This window comes from Paraburkholderia sp. RAU6.4a, from assembly GCF_050435625.1.
GTDB lineage: Bacteria > Pseudomonadota > Gammaproteobacteria > Burkholderiales > Burkholderiaceae > Paraburkholderia > Paraburkholderia tuberum.
On sequence record NZ_JBNDKQ010000003.1, the window covers coordinates 2,241,518 to 2,260,145 of the forward strand.

The 18,628-nt window shown below is 65.1% G+C and carries 17 protein-coding genes and 1 pseudogene; 13 read left to right on the forward strand and 5 right to left on the reverse strand.

Annotated features, from left to right (window positions below; translation table 11 throughout):
• Nucleotides 1-2 precede the first annotated feature (2 nt).
• The 6 genes from ltnD to pcaF all read left to right on the forward strand — a co-directional run bounded on the left by ltnD (nt 3) and on the right by pcaF (nt 6,325).
• Nucleotides 3-893, forward strand: a complete 891-nt coding sequence (gene ltnD, locus OKW40_RS34935) for an L-threonate dehydrogenase (protein ID WP_429493608.1) — start codon at nt 3-5, stop codon at nt 891-893.
• Between the two features lie 14 nt (nt 894-907).
• Entirely contained in the window at nt 908-2,221 is a 1,314-nt protein-coding gene (gene otnK / locus OKW40_RS34940; RefSeq protein ID WP_429493609.1) for a 3-oxo-tetronate kinase, read from the forward strand.
• On the forward strand, nt 2,218-2,880 hold the full coding sequence (locus OKW40_RS34945; protein ID WP_429403475.1) for an aldolase: 663 nt from the start codon (nt 2,218-2,220) through the stop codon (nt 2,878-2,880). The genes otnK and OKW40_RS34945 overlap by 4 nt, the downstream gene beginning before the upstream one ends.
• A 61-nt stretch (nt 2,881-2,941) precedes the next feature.
• Complete coding sequence (gene otnI, locus OKW40_RS34950; RefSeq protein ID WP_429493610.1) at nt 2,942-3,742, forward strand: 2-oxo-tetronate isomerase; 801 nt, start codon at nt 2,942-2,944, stop codon at nt 3,740-3,742.
• Between the two features lie 33 nt (nt 3,743-3,775).
• Nucleotides 3,776-4,756, forward strand: a complete 981-nt coding sequence (denD, locus tag OKW40_RS34955; RefSeq protein ID WP_429493611.1) for a D-erythronate dehydrogenase — start codon at nt 3,776-3,778, stop codon at nt 4,754-4,756.
• A gap of 366 nt (nt 4,757-5,122) precedes the next feature.
• On the forward strand, nt 5,123-6,325 hold the full coding sequence (gene pcaF, locus OKW40_RS34960) for a 3-oxoadipyl-CoA thiolase (RefSeq protein WP_429403472.1): 1,203 nt from the start codon (nt 5,123-5,125) through the stop codon (nt 6,323-6,325).
• Between the two features lie 142 nt (nt 6,326-6,467).
• Here pcaF and dmeF read toward each other — a convergent pair whose 3' ends face one another.
• Both dmeF and OKW40_RS34970 read right to left on the reverse strand, forming a co-directional pair.
• Nucleotides 6,468-7,385, reverse strand: coding sequence for a CDF family Co(II)/Ni(II) efflux transporter DmeF (gene dmeF, locus OKW40_RS34965; protein WP_429493612.1), 918 nt, complete (start codon nt 7,383-7,385; stop codon nt 6,468-6,470).
• A 6-nt stretch (nt 7,386-7,391) separates the two neighbouring features.
• Entirely contained in the window at nt 7,392-7,739 is a 348-nt protein-coding gene (locus OKW40_RS34970; protein WP_429466037.1) for a metal/formaldehyde-sensitive transcriptional repressor, read from the reverse strand.
• 170 nt (nt 7,740-7,909) lie between these two features.
• On the opposite strand from OKW40_RS34970, the gene OKW40_RS34975 reads away from it, so the two are divergent.
• The 3 genes from OKW40_RS34975 (at nt 7,910) to OKW40_RS34985 (ending at nt 10,150) form a co-directional block, all read left to right on the forward strand.
• Entirely contained in the window at nt 7,910-8,488 is a 579-nt protein-coding gene (locus OKW40_RS34975) for a hypothetical protein (protein WP_429493613.1), read from the forward strand.
• A 271-nt stretch (nt 8,489-8,759) separates the two neighbouring features.
• Nucleotides 8,760-9,710 (forward strand): hypothetical protein, encoded by a 951-nt coding sequence (locus OKW40_RS34980; RefSeq protein ID WP_429493991.1) that lies wholly within the window; start codon nt 8,760-8,762, stop codon nt 9,708-9,710.
• A gap of 188 nt (nt 9,711-9,898) precedes the next feature.
• Entirely contained in the window at nt 9,899-10,150 is a 252-nt protein-coding gene (locus OKW40_RS34985) for a hypothetical protein (protein WP_429354136.1), read from the forward strand.
• On the opposite strand, the gene OKW40_RS34990 is transcribed toward OKW40_RS34985, so the two are convergent.
• From OKW40_RS34990 to OKW40_RS35000, 3 genes and pseudogenes are all read right to left on the reverse strand, one after another.
• A complete protein-coding gene (locus OKW40_RS34990; protein ID WP_184060679.1) occupies nt 10,142-10,288 on the reverse strand; it encodes a hypothetical protein in 147 nt (48 codons plus the stop codon). The two genes, OKW40_RS34985 and OKW40_RS34990, sit on opposite strands and share 9 nt — an antisense overlap.
• Nucleotides 10,289-10,578: 290 nt before the next feature.
• Complete coding sequence (locus OKW40_RS34995; protein WP_429493992.1) at nt 10,579-11,193, reverse strand: TetR/AcrR family transcriptional regulator; 615 nt, start codon at nt 11,191-11,193, stop codon at nt 10,579-10,581.
• A 91-nt stretch (nt 11,194-11,284) separates the two neighbouring features.
• Nucleotides 11,285-12,746: pseudogene (locus OKW40_RS35000) on the reverse strand (efflux transporter outer membrane subunit).
• 76 nt (nt 12,747-12,822) lie between these two features.
• On the opposite strand from OKW40_RS35000, the gene OKW40_RS35005 reads away from it, so the two are divergent.
• The 4 genes from OKW40_RS35005 to OKW40_RS35020 all read left to right on the forward strand — a co-directional run bounded on the left by OKW40_RS35005 (nt 12,823) and on the right by OKW40_RS35020 (nt 18,618).
• Nucleotides 12,823-13,440 carry a TetR/AcrR family transcriptional regulator gene (locus OKW40_RS35005; protein ID WP_429493614.1) on the forward strand — a complete coding sequence of 206 codons (618 nt, stop codon included), beginning with the start codon at nt 12,823-12,825 and terminating at the stop codon, nt 13,438-13,440.
• An 83-nt stretch (nt 13,441-13,523) separates the two neighbouring features.
• The gene (locus OKW40_RS35010) at nt 13,524-14,639 is read left to right on the forward strand and encodes an efflux RND transporter periplasmic adaptor subunit (RefSeq protein ID WP_429493615.1); all 1,116 of its coding nucleotides are present in this window, start codon (nt 13,524-13,526) and stop codon (nt 14,637-14,639) included.
• Nucleotides 14,636-17,776: an efflux RND transporter permease subunit gene (locus OKW40_RS35015; protein WP_429493617.1), complete on the forward strand. Its 3,141-nt coding sequence runs from the start codon at nt 14,636-14,638 to the stop codon at nt 17,774-17,776. The genes OKW40_RS35010 and OKW40_RS35015 overlap by 4 nt, the downstream gene beginning before the upstream one ends.
• 35 nt (nt 17,777-17,811) lie before the next feature.
• Nucleotides 17,812-18,618, forward strand: coding sequence for an oxidoreductase (locus tag OKW40_RS35020; protein ID WP_429493618.1), 807 nt, complete (start codon nt 17,812-17,814; stop codon nt 18,616-18,618).
• Nucleotides 18,619-18,628 lie beyond the last annotated feature (10 nt).

The following is an 18,628-nucleotide window of genomic DNA, read 5'->3' on the forward strand; positions in this document are numbered from 1 at the left end:
GCATGTCGAGAAATGTCGGTGTCATTGGTTTGGGGGCCATGGGACTCGGCGTCGCGCGCTCGCTGTTGCGCGGGGGCTTCAGGGTCCACGCGTGCGACTTGCGGCGCGACGCGCTGCAGGCGTTCGTCGATGAAGGGGGCATCGGCTGTGCGACGCCCGCGGAGCTCGGCGCGCAGTGCGAGGTCGTGATCACGCTGGTCGTGAATGCGGCGCAAACCGAGGCCGTGCTGTTCGGTGAGCACGGCGCGCTCGCGGCCATGAAGCCGGGCGCCGTCGTGATCGCGAGTGCCACGGTCGCGCCGGAGTTCGCGAGCGATCTCGGCAAGCGCGTCGAGGCGGCCGGTCTGCAGATGCTCGATGCGCCGATCTCGGGCGGCGCGGCGCGCGCGGCGTCGGGCGAGATGACGATAATGACGTCCGGTCCCGCGGCCGCTTATGCCGCGTGCGAAGACGTGCTCGCCGCGATCGCCGGCAACGTGTATCGGCTCGGCGCCACGCATGGCGCAGGCTCGAAGGTGAAGATCATCAATCAGCTGCTGGCCGGCGTGCATATCGCGGTGGCCGCCGAGGCAATGGCGCTCGGCCTGCGCGAAGGTGTCGACCCGGACGCGCTGTACGACGTGATCACGCACAGCGCGGGCAATTCGTGGATGTTCGAGAACCGCGTGCCGCATATTCTCGCGGGCGACTACACGCCGCTGTCGGCGGTCGATATTTTCGTCAAGGACCTCGGCCTCGTGCTCGATACGGCGCGTCGCACGAAGTTTCCGCTGCCGCTGTCGGCGGCAGCGCATCAGATGTTCATGATGGCGTCGACGGCGGGCCACGGTGGCGAAGACGACTCGGCGGTCGTGAAGATTTTCCCAGCCATCGAATTGCCGACGGAGCAATAGGCGAGGGAGAGGTCATGACGGCTCAAACGAAACCCGCGCTGCTCGGCTGCATCGCCGACGACTTCACCGGCGCCACCGATGTCGCCAACATGCTCGTGCGCGGTGGCATGCGCACGGTGCAGACGATCGGCGTGCCCACCTCCAACGCAGCCCTTGGCGCCGACGCGCTCGTCGTCGCGCTGAAGTCGCGCACGATCCCGGCCGCCGACGCGGTCGCGCAATCGCTGGCCGCGCTCGCCTGGCTGCGCGCGCAAGGGTGCCGGCAATTCTTCTTCAAGTACTGCTCGACCTTCGATTCGACCGATGCGGGCAACATCGGCCCAGTGACCGATGCGTTGCTGAATGCGCTGTCCGCCGAGTTCGCTGAGCGCGCGTCGTTCACGATCGCGTGTCCCGCGTTTCCCGAGAACGGCCGCACGATTTTTCGCGGTCATCTGTTCGTCGGCGATGCGCTGCTCAACGAGTCGGGCATGGAAAACCATCCGCTGACGCCGATGCGCGACGCGAACCTCGTGCGCGTGCTGCGGCGGCAAACGCAATCGAAGGTCGGCCTCGTGCGTTACGACCAGCTCGCGCAAGGCGATGCGGCCGTGCGTGCCGCATTCGCCGCGTTGCGCGTCGACGGCGTACGCATCGCGATTGCCGATGCGGTGTCCGACGCCGATCTGCACACGCTCGGCGCGGCCTGCGCGGATCTCGCGCTGATCACCGGCGGCTCCGGCGTCGCGCTTGGTTTGCCCGCCAACTTCCGGCGCGCGGGTCTGCTCGGCGAGCAAACCCATGCCGCGCAATTGCCGCGGATAGAAGGTTTGTCGGCGGTGCTCGCGGGCAGTGCGTCGACGGCGACCAACGCGCAGGTCGCCGCCTGGTGCGCGACACGGCCCGCGTTCCGCATCGATCCGCTCGCGGCGGCGCGCGGCGAGGACGTCGTCGGCGAGGCGCTAGCGTTCGCACAACAGCGCTTCGTGCACGCGGAACCGGTGCTGGTCTATGCGACCGCATCGCCCGACGAAGTGCAGGCCGTGCAGCGCGAACTCGGCGTCAACGAGGCCGGGCATCTGGTCGAAAAGACGTTGGCGGCGATTGCGCGCGGTCTGCGCGAACGGGGAGTGCGCAAGTTCGTCGTCGCGGGCGGCGAGACTTCGGGCGCCGTCGTGCAGGCGCTCGACGTGCGCATGCTGCGCATCGGCGCGCAGATCGATCCGGGTGTGCCGGCCACGGCGACGACCGGCGCCGAGCCGCTCGCACTCGCGCTGAAATCCGGCAATTTCGGCACCACGGACTTCTTCGACAAGGCCCTGCGCCATCTCGACGGAGCCGCGCAATGAGCGACGCACCGGCACTTCACACCTGCGCCGAAGCGCGCGTTCGCGAGGAAATCTGCGCGGTCGGCGCGAGCCTGTATCAGCGCGGCTATACGGTCGGCAGCGCCGGCAACATCAGCGCGCGGCTCGACGACGGCTGGCTGATCACCCCGACCGACGCGTGCCTCGGCCGCCTCGATCCCGCCGACATCGCGAAGGTCGATGCAAACGGCCACGCGGTGTCGGGCGGCAAGCCGTCGAAAACGCTGGCGCTGCATCGCGGTATCTATGCGCGCAACGGCGAGGCGCGCGGCATCGTCCATACCCATTCGACGCATCTGGTCGCGTTGACGCTCGCGGGCGTATGGAGCGAAGCGGACGTGTTGCCGCCGATCACACCGTACTACGTGATGAAAGTGGGCCACGTACCGCTGATTCGCTACGAACGCCCGGGTGATCCCCGAGTGGCCGCGCAGATCGCCGCGCTGGCCGATCGAGTGCGCGCGGTGTTGCTCGAACGTCTGGGGCCGGTAGTGTGGGAGCGCTCGGTCGCGCACGCGTCGTATGCGCTCGAAGAACTCGAGGAGACCGCGCGCCTGTGGCTGATGACGAATCCGCGGCCCGCGCCGCTCGACGCCGCCGCGATCGAAGAACTCCGTGCCGTGTTCGGCGCGCGCTGGTAGCAGCGCGCATTGCCGATGAACGCCGCGCACCGTATCGCACTGTCTTGAAGGAGTTGCCGCCATGCCTCGCTTCGCCGCCAATCTGTCGATGATGTACAACGAGCACGCGTTCCTCGATCGCTTCGCCGCCGCCGCGCGCGACGGCTTCAACGCGGTCGAATTCCTGTTTCCCTACGAGTTCCGCCCGGGCGAGCTGAAGGCGCGGCTCGACGCGCATGGCCTCACGCAGGCGCTGTTCAATGCGCCACCCGGCGACTGGAGCGGCGGCGAGCGCGGCCTTGCGTCGTTGCCGGGCCGTGAGGACGAGTTCCGCCGCGGCATCGACACGGCACTCGGGTACGCGCGCGTGCTCGGCAATCGCAAGCTGCATGTGATGGCGGGGTTGATCGCCGGCGATCAAGCGGGTGAAACGCAGCGCAAAACACAACGCGACGTGTACCTGAACAACCTCGCCTATGCCGCGCGGGCCGCGCAAGCCGAACAGATCACGGTCGTCATCGAGCCGATCAATACGCGCGACATGCCCGGCTATTTCCTCAATCGACAGGACGACGCGCAAGCGATCTGCGCCGAAGTCGGCGCGCCGAATCTGAAGGTGCAGTTCGATTGCTATCACTGCCAGATCGTCGAGGGCGATCTCGCGATGAAGCTCAAACGCGATATGGCCGGCATCGGTCACATCCAGGTTGCGGGTGTGCCCGAGCGGCACGAGCCCGACATCGGTGAGCTGAACTACCCGTACCTGTTCGATCTGATCGATGCGCTCGGCTACGACGGCTACATCGGCTGCGAATACCGGCCGCGCGCGGGAACCTCGGCGGGGCTTGGCTGGCTGAAGCCTTATCTCGATGCGGGGCGTTGACTCTTTCCGACAACCACTGACGCACTCGTAACCATGAAAGTACTGATCACCGGCGGTGCCGGTTTTCTCGGCCAGCGTCTCGCGCGCGAGCTGCTCGCGCGCGGCGCACTGAAAGATGCGCACGGCGCACCGCAAGCGATTACCGGGCTCGTGTTGCTCGACGTCGTGCGCGCACACGATTTCGGCGATGCGCGCGTGCGCACCGAAGTCGGCGATATCGCGGAGCGCAGTGTGCTCGAACGCGTGATCGACGATCAAACCTCGGTGATCTTTCATCTCGCTGCGATCGTCAGCGGCCAGGCCGAGGCGGACTTCGATCTCGGCATGCGCATCAATCTCGATGCGTCGCGGCTGCTGCTCGAAATCTGCCGGCAGCGCGGGCACCAACCGCGCGTCGTGTTCACCAGTTCGGTCGCGGTCTACGGTGGCGATCTGCCTGCGGTCGTGCAGGACGACACCGCGCTCAATCCACAGTCGTCGTACGGCGCGCAGAAGGCGATCGCGGAGCTGCTGCTCAACGATTATTCGCGGCGCGGTTTCGTCGACGGCCGCGTGCTGCGGCTGCCGACCATCAGCGTGCGGGCGGGGCGGCCGAATGCGGCGGCGTCGTCGTTCGCGAGCGGCATCGTCCGCGAGCCGCTCAATGGCGAGGAGGCCGTGTGTCCGGTCGCCGGTTCGACGCGGCTGTGGTTGCTGTCGCCGCGCAAGGCGATCGAGGGTCTTATCGCCGGCCTCGAACTCGATGGCGCCGCGCTTGGCAAGCAACGCGTGCTGAACCTGCCGGGCTTGTCGGTCAGCGTCGACGAGATGATCGCGGCACTACGCGAGGTCGCGGGCGAGGCGGTCGCGAACCGCATTGTGCGGCAGCCCGACGAGCGCATCGAGAAGATCGTCGGGAGCTGGCCCGGCGCGTGGGATACGTCGCGCGCCGAACGGCTCGGGCTCGCGGCCGAGCGCAGTTTCGCGGACGTGATTCGCGGCTACATCGCCGATGAAGGAATCGAAGTTCGCTGAAGGTCACCCCCTCCGCGTATTCCCTGGTGTCGCTTGGCACGGCTGCGGCCGTGCTTGACATGCTTTCGCGCCCCCGCCTATTATCGAGGCTGTTTTGTTCGATATATGACCTTGTGTTCGTATATAGAACACAAGGCGGGACGAGGAAGAGGCGACAGCCGTATCGGTCGTCAATCCCAAGCCCATCGTTCACGATCCTGCGCTAAGCTGCTTCGACGTGTCGGCGCGCTACGCCGCCGCCATTTTGCAGTTGCCCGTCCGCGGCCGTTGGCGCCCAGGGCCGATGCCTCGGCGCCTCGAACCGGCCTCATCGGTGCGAAGCCGGCCGAGGCGCAGCGCACGCAGCATCTCAACTGGAGACATCCCATGACCGAAGCATTCCTGTGCGATGCGATTCGCACCCCCATTGGCCGCTATGCGGGTTCGCTGTCGTCGGTGCGCGCCGACGACCTGGGCGCGGTGCCGCTCAAGGCGCTGATGGAGCGCAACAAGAACGTCGACTGGACCGCGATCGACGACCTCATCTACGGCTGCGCCAACCAGGCCGGTGACGACAACCGCAACGTCGCGCGCATGTCGCTGCTGCTCGCGGGTCTGCCGAAGGACGTGCCGGGCTCGACGGTCAACCGTCTGTGCGGCTCGGGCATGGATGCGGTCGGCATCGCCGCGCGCGCGATCAAGTCGGGCGAGGCCGCGCTGATGATTGCCGGTGGCGTCGAAAGCATGAGCCGCGCGCCGTTCGTGATGCCCAAGGCGACCAGCGCGTTCTCGCGTCAGAACGAGGTCTACGACACGACGATCGGCTGGCGTTTCGTGAATCCGCTGATGAAGAAGCTGTACGGCGTCGACTCGATGCCGGAAACCGGCGAAAACGTCGCGACCGACTACAACATCAGCCGCGCCGACCAGGACGCATTCGCGCTGCGCAGCCAGCAGAAGGCGGCGCGCGCGCAACGCGACGGCACGCTCGCGCAGGAGATCGTCGGCGTGACGATCGCGCAGAAGAAGGGCGATCCGATCACGGTCATGCAGGACGAGCATCCGCGCGAAACGAGCCTCGATACGCTCGCGAAGCTGAAGGGCGTCGTGCGTCCGGACGGCACGGTGACGGCCGGTAACGCATCGGGCGTGAACGACGGCGCGGCGGCGTTGCTGCTTGCCAATGAAGAGACCGCGAAGCGCTTCGGCCTCACGCCGCGCGCCCGCGTGCTCGGTGTGGCCACCGCCGGCGTCGAGCCGCGCGTGATGGGCATCGGCCCGGCACCCGCGACGCAGAAGCTGCTCGCGCGTCTGGGCATGACGATCGATCAGTTCGACGTGATCGAACTGAACGAAGCGTTCGCCTCGCAAGGTATCGCGGTGCTGCGCGCCCTCGGCGTCGCCGACGACGATCCCCGCGTGAACCCGAACGGCGGCGCGATTGCGCTCGGCCACCCGCTCGGCATGAGCGGCGCGCGTCTCGTGACGACCGCGACGTATCAGCTGCAACGCACGCAGGGCCGCTTCGCGCTGTGCACGATGTGTATCGGCGTCGGCCAAGGCATCGCGATCGCGATCGAGCGCGTGTGATGCGTGAGCTGGTTTAGCGCCAGCTTCGGTCCCCGCGCCAGGCGGGTCTCCGCGCAAGCTGAATAGTAAAAAGCGGAAGGGCCGGCGTCGAGACACGCCGGCCCTTTGTTTTGATCGCGCCTTGTTGCGCCGGGCGCAGGCGCTATGACGCCGCTTCGACGGTCAGATGCATGACCTCATGCACCGGCGCGAGCCGCGCGCGGATCGTCTCGGCCGTAACGCCGCCATGCGTGCGCACGCTGACGATCGCCGCTCGCGCCTCCGGGCCGATCTGCCAGACGTGCAGGTCGGCGATCTCGGCATCGCCGTGCGAATCCAGGATTTCGCGGATTTCGCCGGCCACGTGCTCGTCGGTTCTGTCGAGCAGCACGTCGGCCGTGTCGCGCATCAGCGTCCATGCCCAGCGCGCGATGACGATCGATCCGACGATGCCCATCAGCGGGTCCGTCCAGACCCACCCGAGATAGCGGCCGGCCAGCATGGCCACGATCGCCAGCACCGAGGTCAGCGCATCGGCGAGCACGTGCACATAGGCCGAGCGCAGGTTGTTGTCGGACCCATGCGCATGGTCGTGATGATGGTGATGATCGTGATGCCCATGGTGCGCATGGCCGCCCGACAACAGCAGCGCGCTGACGATGTTCACGACCAGCCCGATCGCCGCAATCACCGCGGCCTGCCCGAACGCGACACCGGTGGGATGAACGAGGCGGATCGCCGATTCGATGCCGATGCCAAGCGACACCAGCGCGAGAATCAGCGCCGAAGCGAAGCCGGCAAGCTCGCCCACTTTTCCCGTTCCGAAACTGAACGCGCGGTTTGCCGAGTTGCGTCTCGCGAACGCATACGCGAGCGCGGCAATGCCGAGCGCGCCGGCATGCGTCGCCATGTGGAAGCCATCGGCGAGCAGCGCCATCGAGCCGGTCACGTAACCGGACGCGATTTCGCCGATCATCATAACAACGGTGAGCGCGACGACGAAGCGGGTCCGGCGCGCGTTGTCGTCGTGCGAGCTGCCGAGAAACGAGTGCTCGTGTTTGCGGATCAGATGGTCAGTCATACAAACTTACTTCGAATAGCGGCGGATTGCGCCGATCAATGCATCAACTCCCTTCTTGCGCTGGCTGGCCGTCAGGTCCGGATGCGCGACATGTTCGCGCGCGTGCGCCTCGACGATCTCGTCGAGCAGGCCGTTCATTGCGCCGCGGGTCGCGGCCACCAGGTGCAGGACTTTTTCGCAATCGGCGTCCGACTCCAGTGAACGCTCGATAGCCTGAACCTGGCCCGCGATGCGACGAACGCGCTTCAATAAGCCGTCTTTGTGTGTGCTCAGATGTGCCATACATATACCCCCTATGGGTATATAGGATAGCACGGTACTGAGATGGCGTTTCTGATGGCTGTCGGCGGCCATGCCGATGCATACGTCGGCAAATCGTTCGCGTCATACTGTTGGCCGTGGTTGTCCTGTAGGCGCGGAGTTCATGACGCCGGGCACGAATGCTGCGTAGCACGAAGCGATTGCGCTCGACGCGCATGACCGACCGTCAAGCCGTATCGATACCTTGCACGAGGAGAACGCGGATGAAAACAGCGACGATAGCTGCAGCATTGGTCAGCGCGGTGGTGGCCGCGGCCCCGCCGGCGCGAGCGCAGGACGACATGGCGAGCACCGCGCAAGCGATGCTCAGCGCGGCGCAGCCGGTGCATATGACGGCGGAGATCGTCGCCATCGATGCGGGCAACCGTTCGCTGACATTGAAGGGTCCGCATGGCGACGTCGCGATCGTGCTCGTCAGCCAGCAGGTTGCCGGTTTCGATCAGTTGAAGATCGGCGATCGCGTCGACGTGCTGTACAAGAATGCGTTGCTCACCAAGGTCGAGAAGGCTAGCAGCGCGGGCAAGGGGATTCGCGAGCGGGTCGACCGGCGGAGCTATGCGCCGGCGTCGGGCGGGTACGAGTCGGCGCGGCAGACCGAGGTGCTCGCGACCGTGCTGAAGATCGATCGCAAGCAGCGCCTCGTGACGCTGCGCGGCGCGTATCAGACCCAGACCTTCGAAGCAGCGCCCGACGTCGATTTGAGCGACGTGAAGGTCGGCGACACCGTGCATGCGGCGTTCGTGTCGGCCGCCGCGGTGCAGGTGACGCCGGTCGGGCAGTGAGCGGCGGGGCCGCAGTCGATTCCGGCGGCCGCATCTGTTTCGCAAACTATGTCGAAATATGTCACGGCTCCCGCCGAATGCCCGCAAAACCTTGCCTGGCGGGCCCGCGTCGCGGTGAAACAGCGCGACATATGTTCCGTGATGATTTCCGCGGTGTGTCCTTCTATAGTCCGTTCGTTGCCACGCGGCAGTGACGCAAGTGGCCCGAATCCAGCAAGGACATACCGTGAAAAATCGTTCATTCGCAGGTTCCGACAGGGTCTGCGCCAGCATGGCGCGAGGCGCGCTGCGCAAGGCGGTGTTCGGCGCGGCCGCCGCCGTGCTCGCGCTCGGCAGCGCATCGGCGTTCGCGTGGTCGGGTCACGGCACCGCGTACACGTCGCGCGGCGTCTATAACGGCGCGCACTACGGCTCGTGCGGCGGCGGTAGCTGCTCGCATGCGGGCAGCGTGGCCGGCCCCTATGGCGGCGTCGCGAGCAACACTGGCACGGTCACGCGCACGGCGCCCGGCCAGTTCTCGAACTCGGGTACCGCGACGGGCCGCTACGGCAACTCGGTGCAGCACTCGGGCGACACCAGCTGCGCGGGCGGCTCCTGCTCGCATAGCGGCACGCTGACCGGTCCCGACGGCAAAACGGCGACGACGTCCGGCGACGTGACGCGCACCGCGCCGGGCCAGTATTCGTCGTCGGGCTCGATCAGCGGGTCGAACGGCAATACGGTCAATCATTCTGCGTCGACGAATTGCGCGGGGTCGACCTGCGCGCGCTCGGGCACGGTGACGGGTCCGGACAACAACAACGTCTATCACTCAGGCACCGCGACGCGGGTCGCGCCCGGCGTCGTGACGACTTCGACGAGCGTGACCGGCACGCAAGGCCACACGGTGACGTCGAGCGGTACGGTGGTAACAGGCGGCGTGGTGGTCGCGGGCGGGACCACGACGGCGACCGGTACGACCGTGGTCGTTGCGCCGAAGCCGGTGGTGGTCGTGGCGCCGCCTCCGCCGGTCGTCGTGCCGCCGCCGGTCGTGTACGTGCCGCCGCCGGTCGTGGTGACGCCTCCGCCGGCCTATGTTCCGCCGCCGGTGGTGGTCGTGGCGCCGCCCCCGCCGCCGGCCGTCTACGTCGCGCCGCGTCCCGTGTATGTCGCGCCGCGGGCTGCGGTCTGGGTGCCGGGCCATTGGGTCGGGCGCGTGTGGGTGCCGGCGCATTGGGCCTGACGATGAGCGCGGCGATGAGAATCAGAACCTGCGTAGAATCGTGGCGCTCACGTCGCGCCGCGCGGTGCGACGCGATGTGCGAAATGGCGGGCTCGTGTCCACCATCTGCTGAGGGGGAGCGTCACTCGCGAGCGCAAAGGGCTGCGCGGGGCGCGCTCCGCAAAACGGTCGCGCTCGCGACGATCGTCGTGGCGACGTTGCTGGCGGTCAACGCAGTCATCGACGCCGGCGACGCCAACGACGACCTTCGCGCGAACCCCGCCGCCGGCGCGGCGAGCGACTGTTCCGCGCGCTACGCCGCGTTGCTCGATCTGGCCGAACTCGCGCGGCGTGACGGCAAATCGTCCGAGGTGGTCGTGCGTGGCTTGAGCCAGCAGAACGGGGCAATGAGCGAGTGCATACCTGCAGGCCGGGTCAGGCCTGCACCGCCATTACATTGAACGCGGCCGCGTCAGATCGCGTTCCAGAAAAATCGCGCCGGGGATCGGATTGAACACGTAGGCGTCGATGGGCTCGAATCCCAGCGATGCGTAGAGGCCGAGCGCTGCTTGCATCGTCGGCAGCGTGTCGAGACGCATGCGGCGATAGCCTCATCGCGAACAGCGAGAATCCCTTGAAGAGGTATCGGTCCTGATTCTGCGCAATCCAGTTTCTGGCTGATTCGTGAAACAGCCACCGCCAGTGGCGCCACGCCGACGCTGCCGCGCCTGGGTGATGGCACTCTTCTTACTCACAAACGACCCATCGGCCACAGCTAACGCAAGGTCCAGTTCATCGACGACCTCGCTGATTGACTGGTGTGTGGCTGATACCAACTAATGGATTGAATCGCTTGACCGGGTATTTGTGGAGGAGGCGCAAGATCAAACTATGTTTCAGTCAGGACTGGTGCATTGCAGAACATCTTTGTCAAAACGTTGCTCAAAATCGCTTCGGCCGAAGCGTTCGACAGATCATTGGGCATCGTCATGTTGAAGTAGAGGATGCCGTCGACCAATGCGATAACGGCGAGCGCGTGGTCGGCGCAAGGGCCCGGCAACTGTATGTTGAGGCGCTTGCATAGCTGCTCAATGAAGTACGCGATCATGTCGCGCTTTTGCAGGCATAAGGCATTCACATGTTGTCGGAATTTCGCGTCACGCATGGCATGCAAACGTGCCTCAGCCCAGATGATGTAGTTGTTGTCGTCGCGATAGCACTGCGCGTACAACAAGGTGAGCTGCACTTGCAGGTTTTCGCTGGACGGTGCGGCGTCTCGCAGCTTCTGCAAGTTTTCTTGCATGTTCTGGTGATCGAGACGGAGCAGTTCGACGAATAGATCGCTCTTGCTGCTGAAGTTCGAGTAAAACGCGCCGCGGGTATAGCCGGCCTGGGCTGCGATATCCTCCACGCTAGTCGCAGCAAACCCTTTTTCGGCGATGCTCGACGCTGCTGCGTCGAGCAAGCGCCGCCGGGTTCGCTCGCGGCTTTCTGCTCGCGTCATTCGTTTGTGTGGCATGCGGCAAAGCGCTCATCTGGCAAAGAACGATGGCCAAAATCCACGCTCCTGGCAAATCGTTGGGTGCGTAGGGTTGCTATTTGATGGCGACCGCTTCGGATTCGCGAGGTTGCCATCCGCCACCGAGCGCCTTGAAGGCAGCAACGGCTGCGCGTGCGGATTCCGTTTGCGCCTGCACCCGCTCGTCCGAGGCGCGTAGCAGGTTGTCGTCGGCCTGCAAGACTTCGATCAGGCTGACGACGCCTTTTTGATAGGCTGCGAACGAGGCGGCTCGCGCCCGGCCCGAGCGAGTTCACTCCCTGGGCGAGCACCGCGGCCTCTTGCTCGCGCTTCACGAGTGCCGAGAATGAGTTCTCGACGTCTTCGGTTGCATGAAGCGCGGCGAGCCGATACGCGGCCAGCATTTCCGCCTGCTGCCCCTTGGCCTGCCCGATCTGCGCATTGATGCGGCCGAAATCGAACAGACGCCAGCGCAGCCCCAGCACGCCGGCGGCCTGATTGGCGCCGGTACTGAACAGGTTGCCGCTGGCCACCGAGGTGGCGCTGCCGAGCAGTCCACTGAGCGACACCTTGGGGTAATACTCGGCGATGGCCACGCCGATGCGCGCGTTCGATGCGGCGAGGTGACGCTCGGCCACGATCAGGTCGGGCCGGCGCCTGAGCAACTCTCCCGGCGATCCTGTGTCCGCGATCCGCGGGGCGACCGGGATGTCACCAGCTTCGACCAGTTCGGCTCGATGCGTGCCGGGCTGTGAACCCAGCATTACATCCAGCGCGTTCATCGCTGCATCCAGACCCGCCTCGAGGACCGGGACGGATGCCTGAACCTGGGACAGCGCACCTTCGGCCTGGCTCACCTGAAGGTCGGCCGCCAATCCTTTGCTATACAGGAGGTTGATGGTCGAAAGCAGATCCTGCTGCGTCTGCACCTGCCGTCGGGCAACCTTCAGACGGGCCTGCAATCCACGAATCGTGATGTAAATATCGCCAGTCTGCGCCGCCACCGCCAGGCGCGTGGCCACCGCACCGGCTTCCGAAGCCTGGTATTCGGCAAGTGCCGCTTCCCGCCCGCGACGCAGGCCACCAAACACATCCAGTTCCCAGCTCGCGTTGAAATTAGCCTCGTAATCATTGCCGTAGCGATCGAAACCGGGCGTCGAATTCAGGACTCGCCCCAAGGGGGTTTCGACCGACTGGTAGACTCGCGCCGCCTGCCCGCTGACAGTGCCGGACGGCAGCAGCGCGGCATTCGCCGCGCCAAGTCCCGCGCGCGCCTGCGAGACGCGAGCGGCGGCCTGCGCGAGGTCCAGGTTCTGATCCAGTGCGAGCGTGACGAATCGTGTCAGTTGCGGATCATCGAAACCCGTCCACCACGTGACAAGGTCGGCACTGGCCGCCGCGTGCCGGTGATCCACCGCGGCCTGGCCCTGGAACTGCTCGGGCATGGCTACATTGGGCCGGACATAATCGGGGCCTACAGCGCAGCCAGCCGAGAGACTGGCGGCAATAACCGCGGCAAGGATGGGTTTGGGTAGCATGAGCGTCTTCGCAAGATTCCGGTGGTGACTATAATACCAAATAGTCACTGGTTGTCCATTCCTGTATGCTATACCCATGAAAAAAGCCACCAGTTCCCCCATCCCGGCGCGCGGCCCCGCTGACCACGAGGTACGCGATCAGATCGTTGTCGCCGCCACCGAGCACTTCAGCCGGTATGGCTACGAGAAAACGACGGTCTCAGACCTCGCCAAGGCGATCGGGTTTTCCAAGGCCTACATCTACAAGTTCTTCGAGTCCAAGCAGGCCATTGGCGAGATGATTTGCGCGAACTGCCTGCACGAGATCGAAACCGAGGTCAGGTCGGCCGTCGCACAGACCGATCTGCCACCGGAGAAGCTGCGGCGGATGTTCAACGTCTTCACGGAAGCGAGCCTCCGTCTGTTTTTCCAGGACCGCAAGCTCTACGAAATTGCCGCATCGGCGGCCACGGAGAACTGGCAGGCGGTGCTTGCGTATGAAGAGCGCATCCAGAAGTTGCTTCGGGACGTCCTCCAGGAGGGTCGGCAAAGCGGGGACTTCGAGCGCAAAACCCCCCTCGATGAGACTGCGATGGCGATCTATCTGGTGTTGCGCCCCTACCTCAACCCAATGCTCCTGCAGTACAGCTTCGATTACACCAAGGTCGCGCCTGCACAACTGTCGGGTCTCGTGCTCCGCAGTCTGTCGCCTTGATGGAAATCTCGGTTGTGACCATTGACTAAATTGGTCACTAGAACCATAATGAAAGCCCCGATCACTCCGTCAATGGGTCTTTCATGCTCCGGCGTCGCCTTGCTACCTCTACAGTCGTCTGTGCACTGGCACTTGCGCTAGCCGCCTGCGGCGCAAAAGCACCGTCCGATCCGCGCACCGAAGCGCCCCTGGTGCGCACCGCCATCGCTCAGGCGGCGATCCCCGCCTCCCGTTCGTTTACCGGAACCGTCGCCGCGCGTGTGCAGAGCGACCTGGGATTTCGCGTCTCCGGCAAGGTGCTCGAGCGGCTGGTGGATGCCGGGCAAACCGTCAAACGCGGCCAGTTGCTGATGCGCCTCGACCCCATCGATCTGAGGCTTGCCGCGCAGGCCCGGCAGGACGCGGTCACCGCCGCGCGAGCACGGGCGCAGCAGACCGCGCAGGACGAAGAGCGCTACCGCGACCTGCGCGGCACCGGCGCGATATCGGCATCGGCCTACGACCAGATCAAGGCGGCGGCCGATGCCGCCAAGGCCCAGCTCAGCGCGGCCGAGGCTGACGCCGACGTTGCGCGCAATGCGACGGGTTATGCCGAACTGCTGGCGGACGGCGATGGCGTCGTGATGGAAACGCTGGCCGAACCGGGCCAGGTCGTCAGCGCCGGCCAGCCCGTGGTGCGCCTGGCGCACGCCGGGCGCCGCGAGGCTGTCATCCAGCTACCCGAAACCCTACGCCCCGCGATCGGTTCGGCCGCCCAGGCCACGCTGTTCGGCAACGGCGGTGTTAGCGTGCCGGCGACGCTGCGCCAGCTTTCGGATACGGCGGATCCTCGTACCCGGACCTTTGAAGCGCGGTATGTGCTGCAGGGAGAGCTGGCCGACGCCCCACTGGGCGCCACCGTCACGGTCCAGATTCCGGACGCGCGTTCCGCGGTGCAAGGCGGTTTGCAGGTGCCAATCGGCGCGCTGTTTGATGCGGGCAAGGGACCGGGGGTGTGGGTCATCAACGGCGAGCCGGCAAAGGTCGCCTGGCGGCCGGTTACTGTCGAACATCTGGACGACGATAGTGCTCGCGTCGCCGGTGAGATCAGGCAAGGCGACCGGATCGTCGCGCTCGGCGCGCAGCTGCTGCGCGAAGGCGAGCAGGTCCGGGTGACAAGTCAAGCCGTCGCCATGACGGCCGAGGGAGCCCGTCCGTGAGCGAAGGCCGTTTCAACCTGTCGGCGCTCGCCGTGCGCGAGCGCTCCATCACCCTGTTCCTGATCTGCCTGATTTCACTGGCCGGGCTCGTTTCGTTCTTCAAGCTGGGCCGGGCGGAAGACCCCGCGTTCACGGTCAAGGTGATGACCATCATCACCGCCTGGCCGGGAGCCACGGCGCAGGAAATGCACGATCAGGTCGCCGAGAAGATCGAAAAGCGCATGCAGGAGCTGCGCTGGTACGACCGGACCGAGACCTACACACGGCCTGGGCTGGCCTTCACGACCTTGACCTTGCTCGACAGCACGCCGCCGTCGGAAGTGCAGGAGCAGTTCTACCAGGCCCGGAAAAAAATCAGCGACGAGGCAAATAACCTTCCGGCTGGCGTGATCGGGCCGATGGTCAACGACGAATACTCGGATGTCACGTTTGCCCTCTTCGCACTGAAGGCCAGGGGCGAACCGCAGCGCCTGCTGGTGCGCGATGCCGAGACGCAGCGCCAGCGGTTGCTGCACGTGCCGGGCGTGAAGAAGGTCAACATCATCGGCGAGCAGTCGGAGAGAATCTATGTCGAACTCTCACATGACCGGCTTGCAACGCTGGGCGTGAGCCCCCAGGACGTGTTCGCCGCGCTCAACGGTCAGAACGCCCTGACGCCGGCCGGCTCCGTGGAGACCAAAGGTCCGGAGGTGTTCATTCGCCTGGACGGTGCCTTTGACAACCTGCAGAAGATCCGCGACACGCCGGTCGTAGCGCAGGGCCGCACGCTGAAGCTGTCGGACATCGCCACCGTCACACGTGGTTATGAAGATCCGGCGACGTTCATGATCCGCAACAACGGCGAACCGGCACTGCTGCTGGGCATCGTCATGCGCGACGGCTGGAACGGGCTCGATCTCGGCAAGGCGCTGGACAGCGAGGTCGGCGCAATCAACGCCGGGCTGCCGCTGGGCATGAGCCTCACCAAAGTCACCGATCAGGCCGTCAACATTCATTCGGCGGTCGACGAGTTCATGCTCAAGTTTTTCGTCGCGCTGCTGGTGGTCATGCTGGTGAGTTTCGTCAGCATGGGCTGGCGCGTGGGCCTCGTCGTTGCCGCGGCCGTACCGCTGACACTCGCGGTCGTGTTCGTGGTGATGGCCGCAACCGGCAAGAACTTCGATCGCATCACGCTCGGATCGCTGATCCTCGCGCTCGGCCTGCTCGTGGACGACGCGATCATCGCGATCGAAATGATGGTGGTAAAGATGGAGGAAGGCTACGGCCGCATCGCCGCCTCCGCCTACGCGTGGAGTCATACGGCCGCGCCGATGCTGGCGGGCACGCTGGTGACCGCCGTCGGCTTCATGCCCAATGGTTTCGCGCGCTCCACGGCCGGCGAATACACCAGCAACATGTTCTGGGTCGTCGGCATCGCACTGATCGCATCGTGGGTCGTCGCCGTGGTCTTCACGCCCTACCTGGGTGTGAAGATGCTGCCCGACTTCAAAAAGGTCGAAGGCGGTCACGACGCGATCTACGACACGCCGCGCTACAACCGCTTCCGTCAGCTGCTCACGCGCGTCATCGCGCGCAAATGGCTGGTCGCCGGTTCGGTCGTGGGCCTCTTCGTGCTGGCCATCCTCGGCATGGGCGTGGTCAAAAAACAGTTTTTCCCGATCTCCGACCGTCCCGAAGTGCTGGTCGAGGTGCAGATGCCCTATGGCACGTCGATCTCGCAAACCAGCGCCGCCACGACGAAGGTCGAAGCGTGGCTCGCGAAGCAGAAGGAAGCCAGGATCGTCACCGCATACATCGGGCAAGGTGCGCCACGCTTTTACCTGGCGATGGGGCCGGAACTGCCCGATCCGTCGTTTGCCAAGATCGTGGTGCGCACGGACAGCCAGGATGAGCGCGACGCATTGAAGCAGCGACTGCGTCAGGCAGTCGCCAACGGTCTCGCCTCCGAGGCGCGCGTGCGGGTCACGCAACTCGTGTTCGGTCCGTATTCGCCGTTCCCGGTCGCCTACCGTATCTCTGGTCCGGACCCGGACAAGCTGCGCGGTATTGCGGGAGAAGTTGAGCAGGTGATGGACTCCAGTCCGATGATGCGTACGGTCAATGCTGACTGGGGTACGCGCTCGCCCACGCTGCACTTCACGTTGCAGCAGGACCGTCTGCAGGCGGTGGGGCTGACATCCAGCGCCGTGGCGCAACAACTGCAATTCCTGCTAACCGGTGTGCCTGTCACCGCCGTGCGTGAGGATATTCGAACCGTGCAGGTCATCGCGCGTTCGGCCGGCGATGTTCGTCTCGACCCGGCGCGGCTCGGCGACTTCACGCTGGCTGGCGCGAACGGGCAACGCATTCCGCTGTCGCAGGTGGGCAAGGTCGACGTGCGCATGGAGGAACCAATCATGCGCTGGCGCGACCGCGTGCCGACGATCACGGTACGGGGCGACATTGCCGACAACCTCCAGCCGCCGGACGTATCGACGGCCATCACCAGGCAGCTCCAACCCATCATCGCCAGGCTTCCGACCGGCTACCGTATCGAAGAGGCGGGCTCCATCGAGGAATCGGCTAAAGCGACGAAAGCCATGTTGCCGCTCTTCCCGATCATGCTGGCGGTTACGCTCATCATCATCATCTTCCAGGTGCGCTCGATCTCCGCAATGGTGATGGTGTTCCTGACCAGCCCGCTGGGCCTGATCGGGGTGGTGCCGACGTTGATCCTGTTCAGGCAGCCGTTCGGCATCAATGCGCTGGTCGGTCTCATCGCGCTATCGGGCATCCTGATGCGCAACACGCTGATCCTGATCGGACAGATTCACCAGAACGAGCAGGCCGGGCTGGACCCGTTCCACGCGGTCGTCGAAGCCACCGTGCAGCGTGCCAGACCGGTGATCCTGACGGCCATGGCCGCAATCCTCGCGTTCATTCCGCTGACCCACTCGGTGTTCTGGGGCACGCTCGCTTACACGCTGATCGGCGGCACGTTTGCTGGCACGATCCTGACCCTCGTGTTCCTGCCGGCCATGTATTCAATCTGGTTCAAGATTCGACCCGAGCGTATCGCCGGCTTGCGCAAAGATCGGCATGAGCAGGTGCAGCCTTCCGAGCAAACGCTGCAGGACGCGCTCGACGCGGACAGTTAAAAAAACACCATCAATTCACCTGAAGGGAGCTGTTCATGTCGAATTCCACTGTTGTCGTTGTTACCGGCGTGTCATCGGGTATCGGACGCGCCGCCGCCGAGAAGTTTGCCAGGCGGGGGTGCCGCGTATTTGGCACCGTGCGCAGCATCGCAAAAGCCGCGCCTATCTCGGGAGTCGAGCTTGTCGAGATGGATGTTCGCAACGATGCTTCGGTCCAGGCTGGAATCCAGTCCATCATCGATCGCGCCAGGCGAATCGACGTGCTCGTCAACAATGCAGGAACGAGCATGATTGGCGCGGTCGAGGAAACGTCGACTGCCGAGGCCTCGTCTCTGTTCGATACCAATGTATTCAGCATTCTGCGCGCGACACAGGCTGTACTCCCCCACATGCGGGCACAACGCGGTGGAAGGATCGTCAATGTCAGTTCGGTGCTCGGGTTTCTCCCGGCGCCCTACATGGGACTCTATTCGGCGTCCAAGCACGCTGTGGAAGGGCTGACCGAAACCCTGGATCATGAGGTGCGCCAGTTCGGCATACGCGCAACGCTGGTCGAACCGACTTTTACCAGGACCAATCTCGACATCAATGCGCCCCAGGCGGGTTCGAAAATCGCCGACTATGACCGCGAGCGTGCCCTCGCAATGAGCGCAGTCGTGAACAGTGTCAAAGGTGCCCCCGAGCCCGAGGGCGTGGCCAACACTATTGTCGAAGCGGCGCTTGGCGCCTGGCGGATGCGTCGCACGCCTGCCGGACAGGCGTCGTTGCTGAGCAAGTTGCGCCGCTTTATGCCTGCTGGTCCCGTCGATTCAAGCTTGAGGAAAACATTCGGCCTTGGTTGAAGCGTTCGTC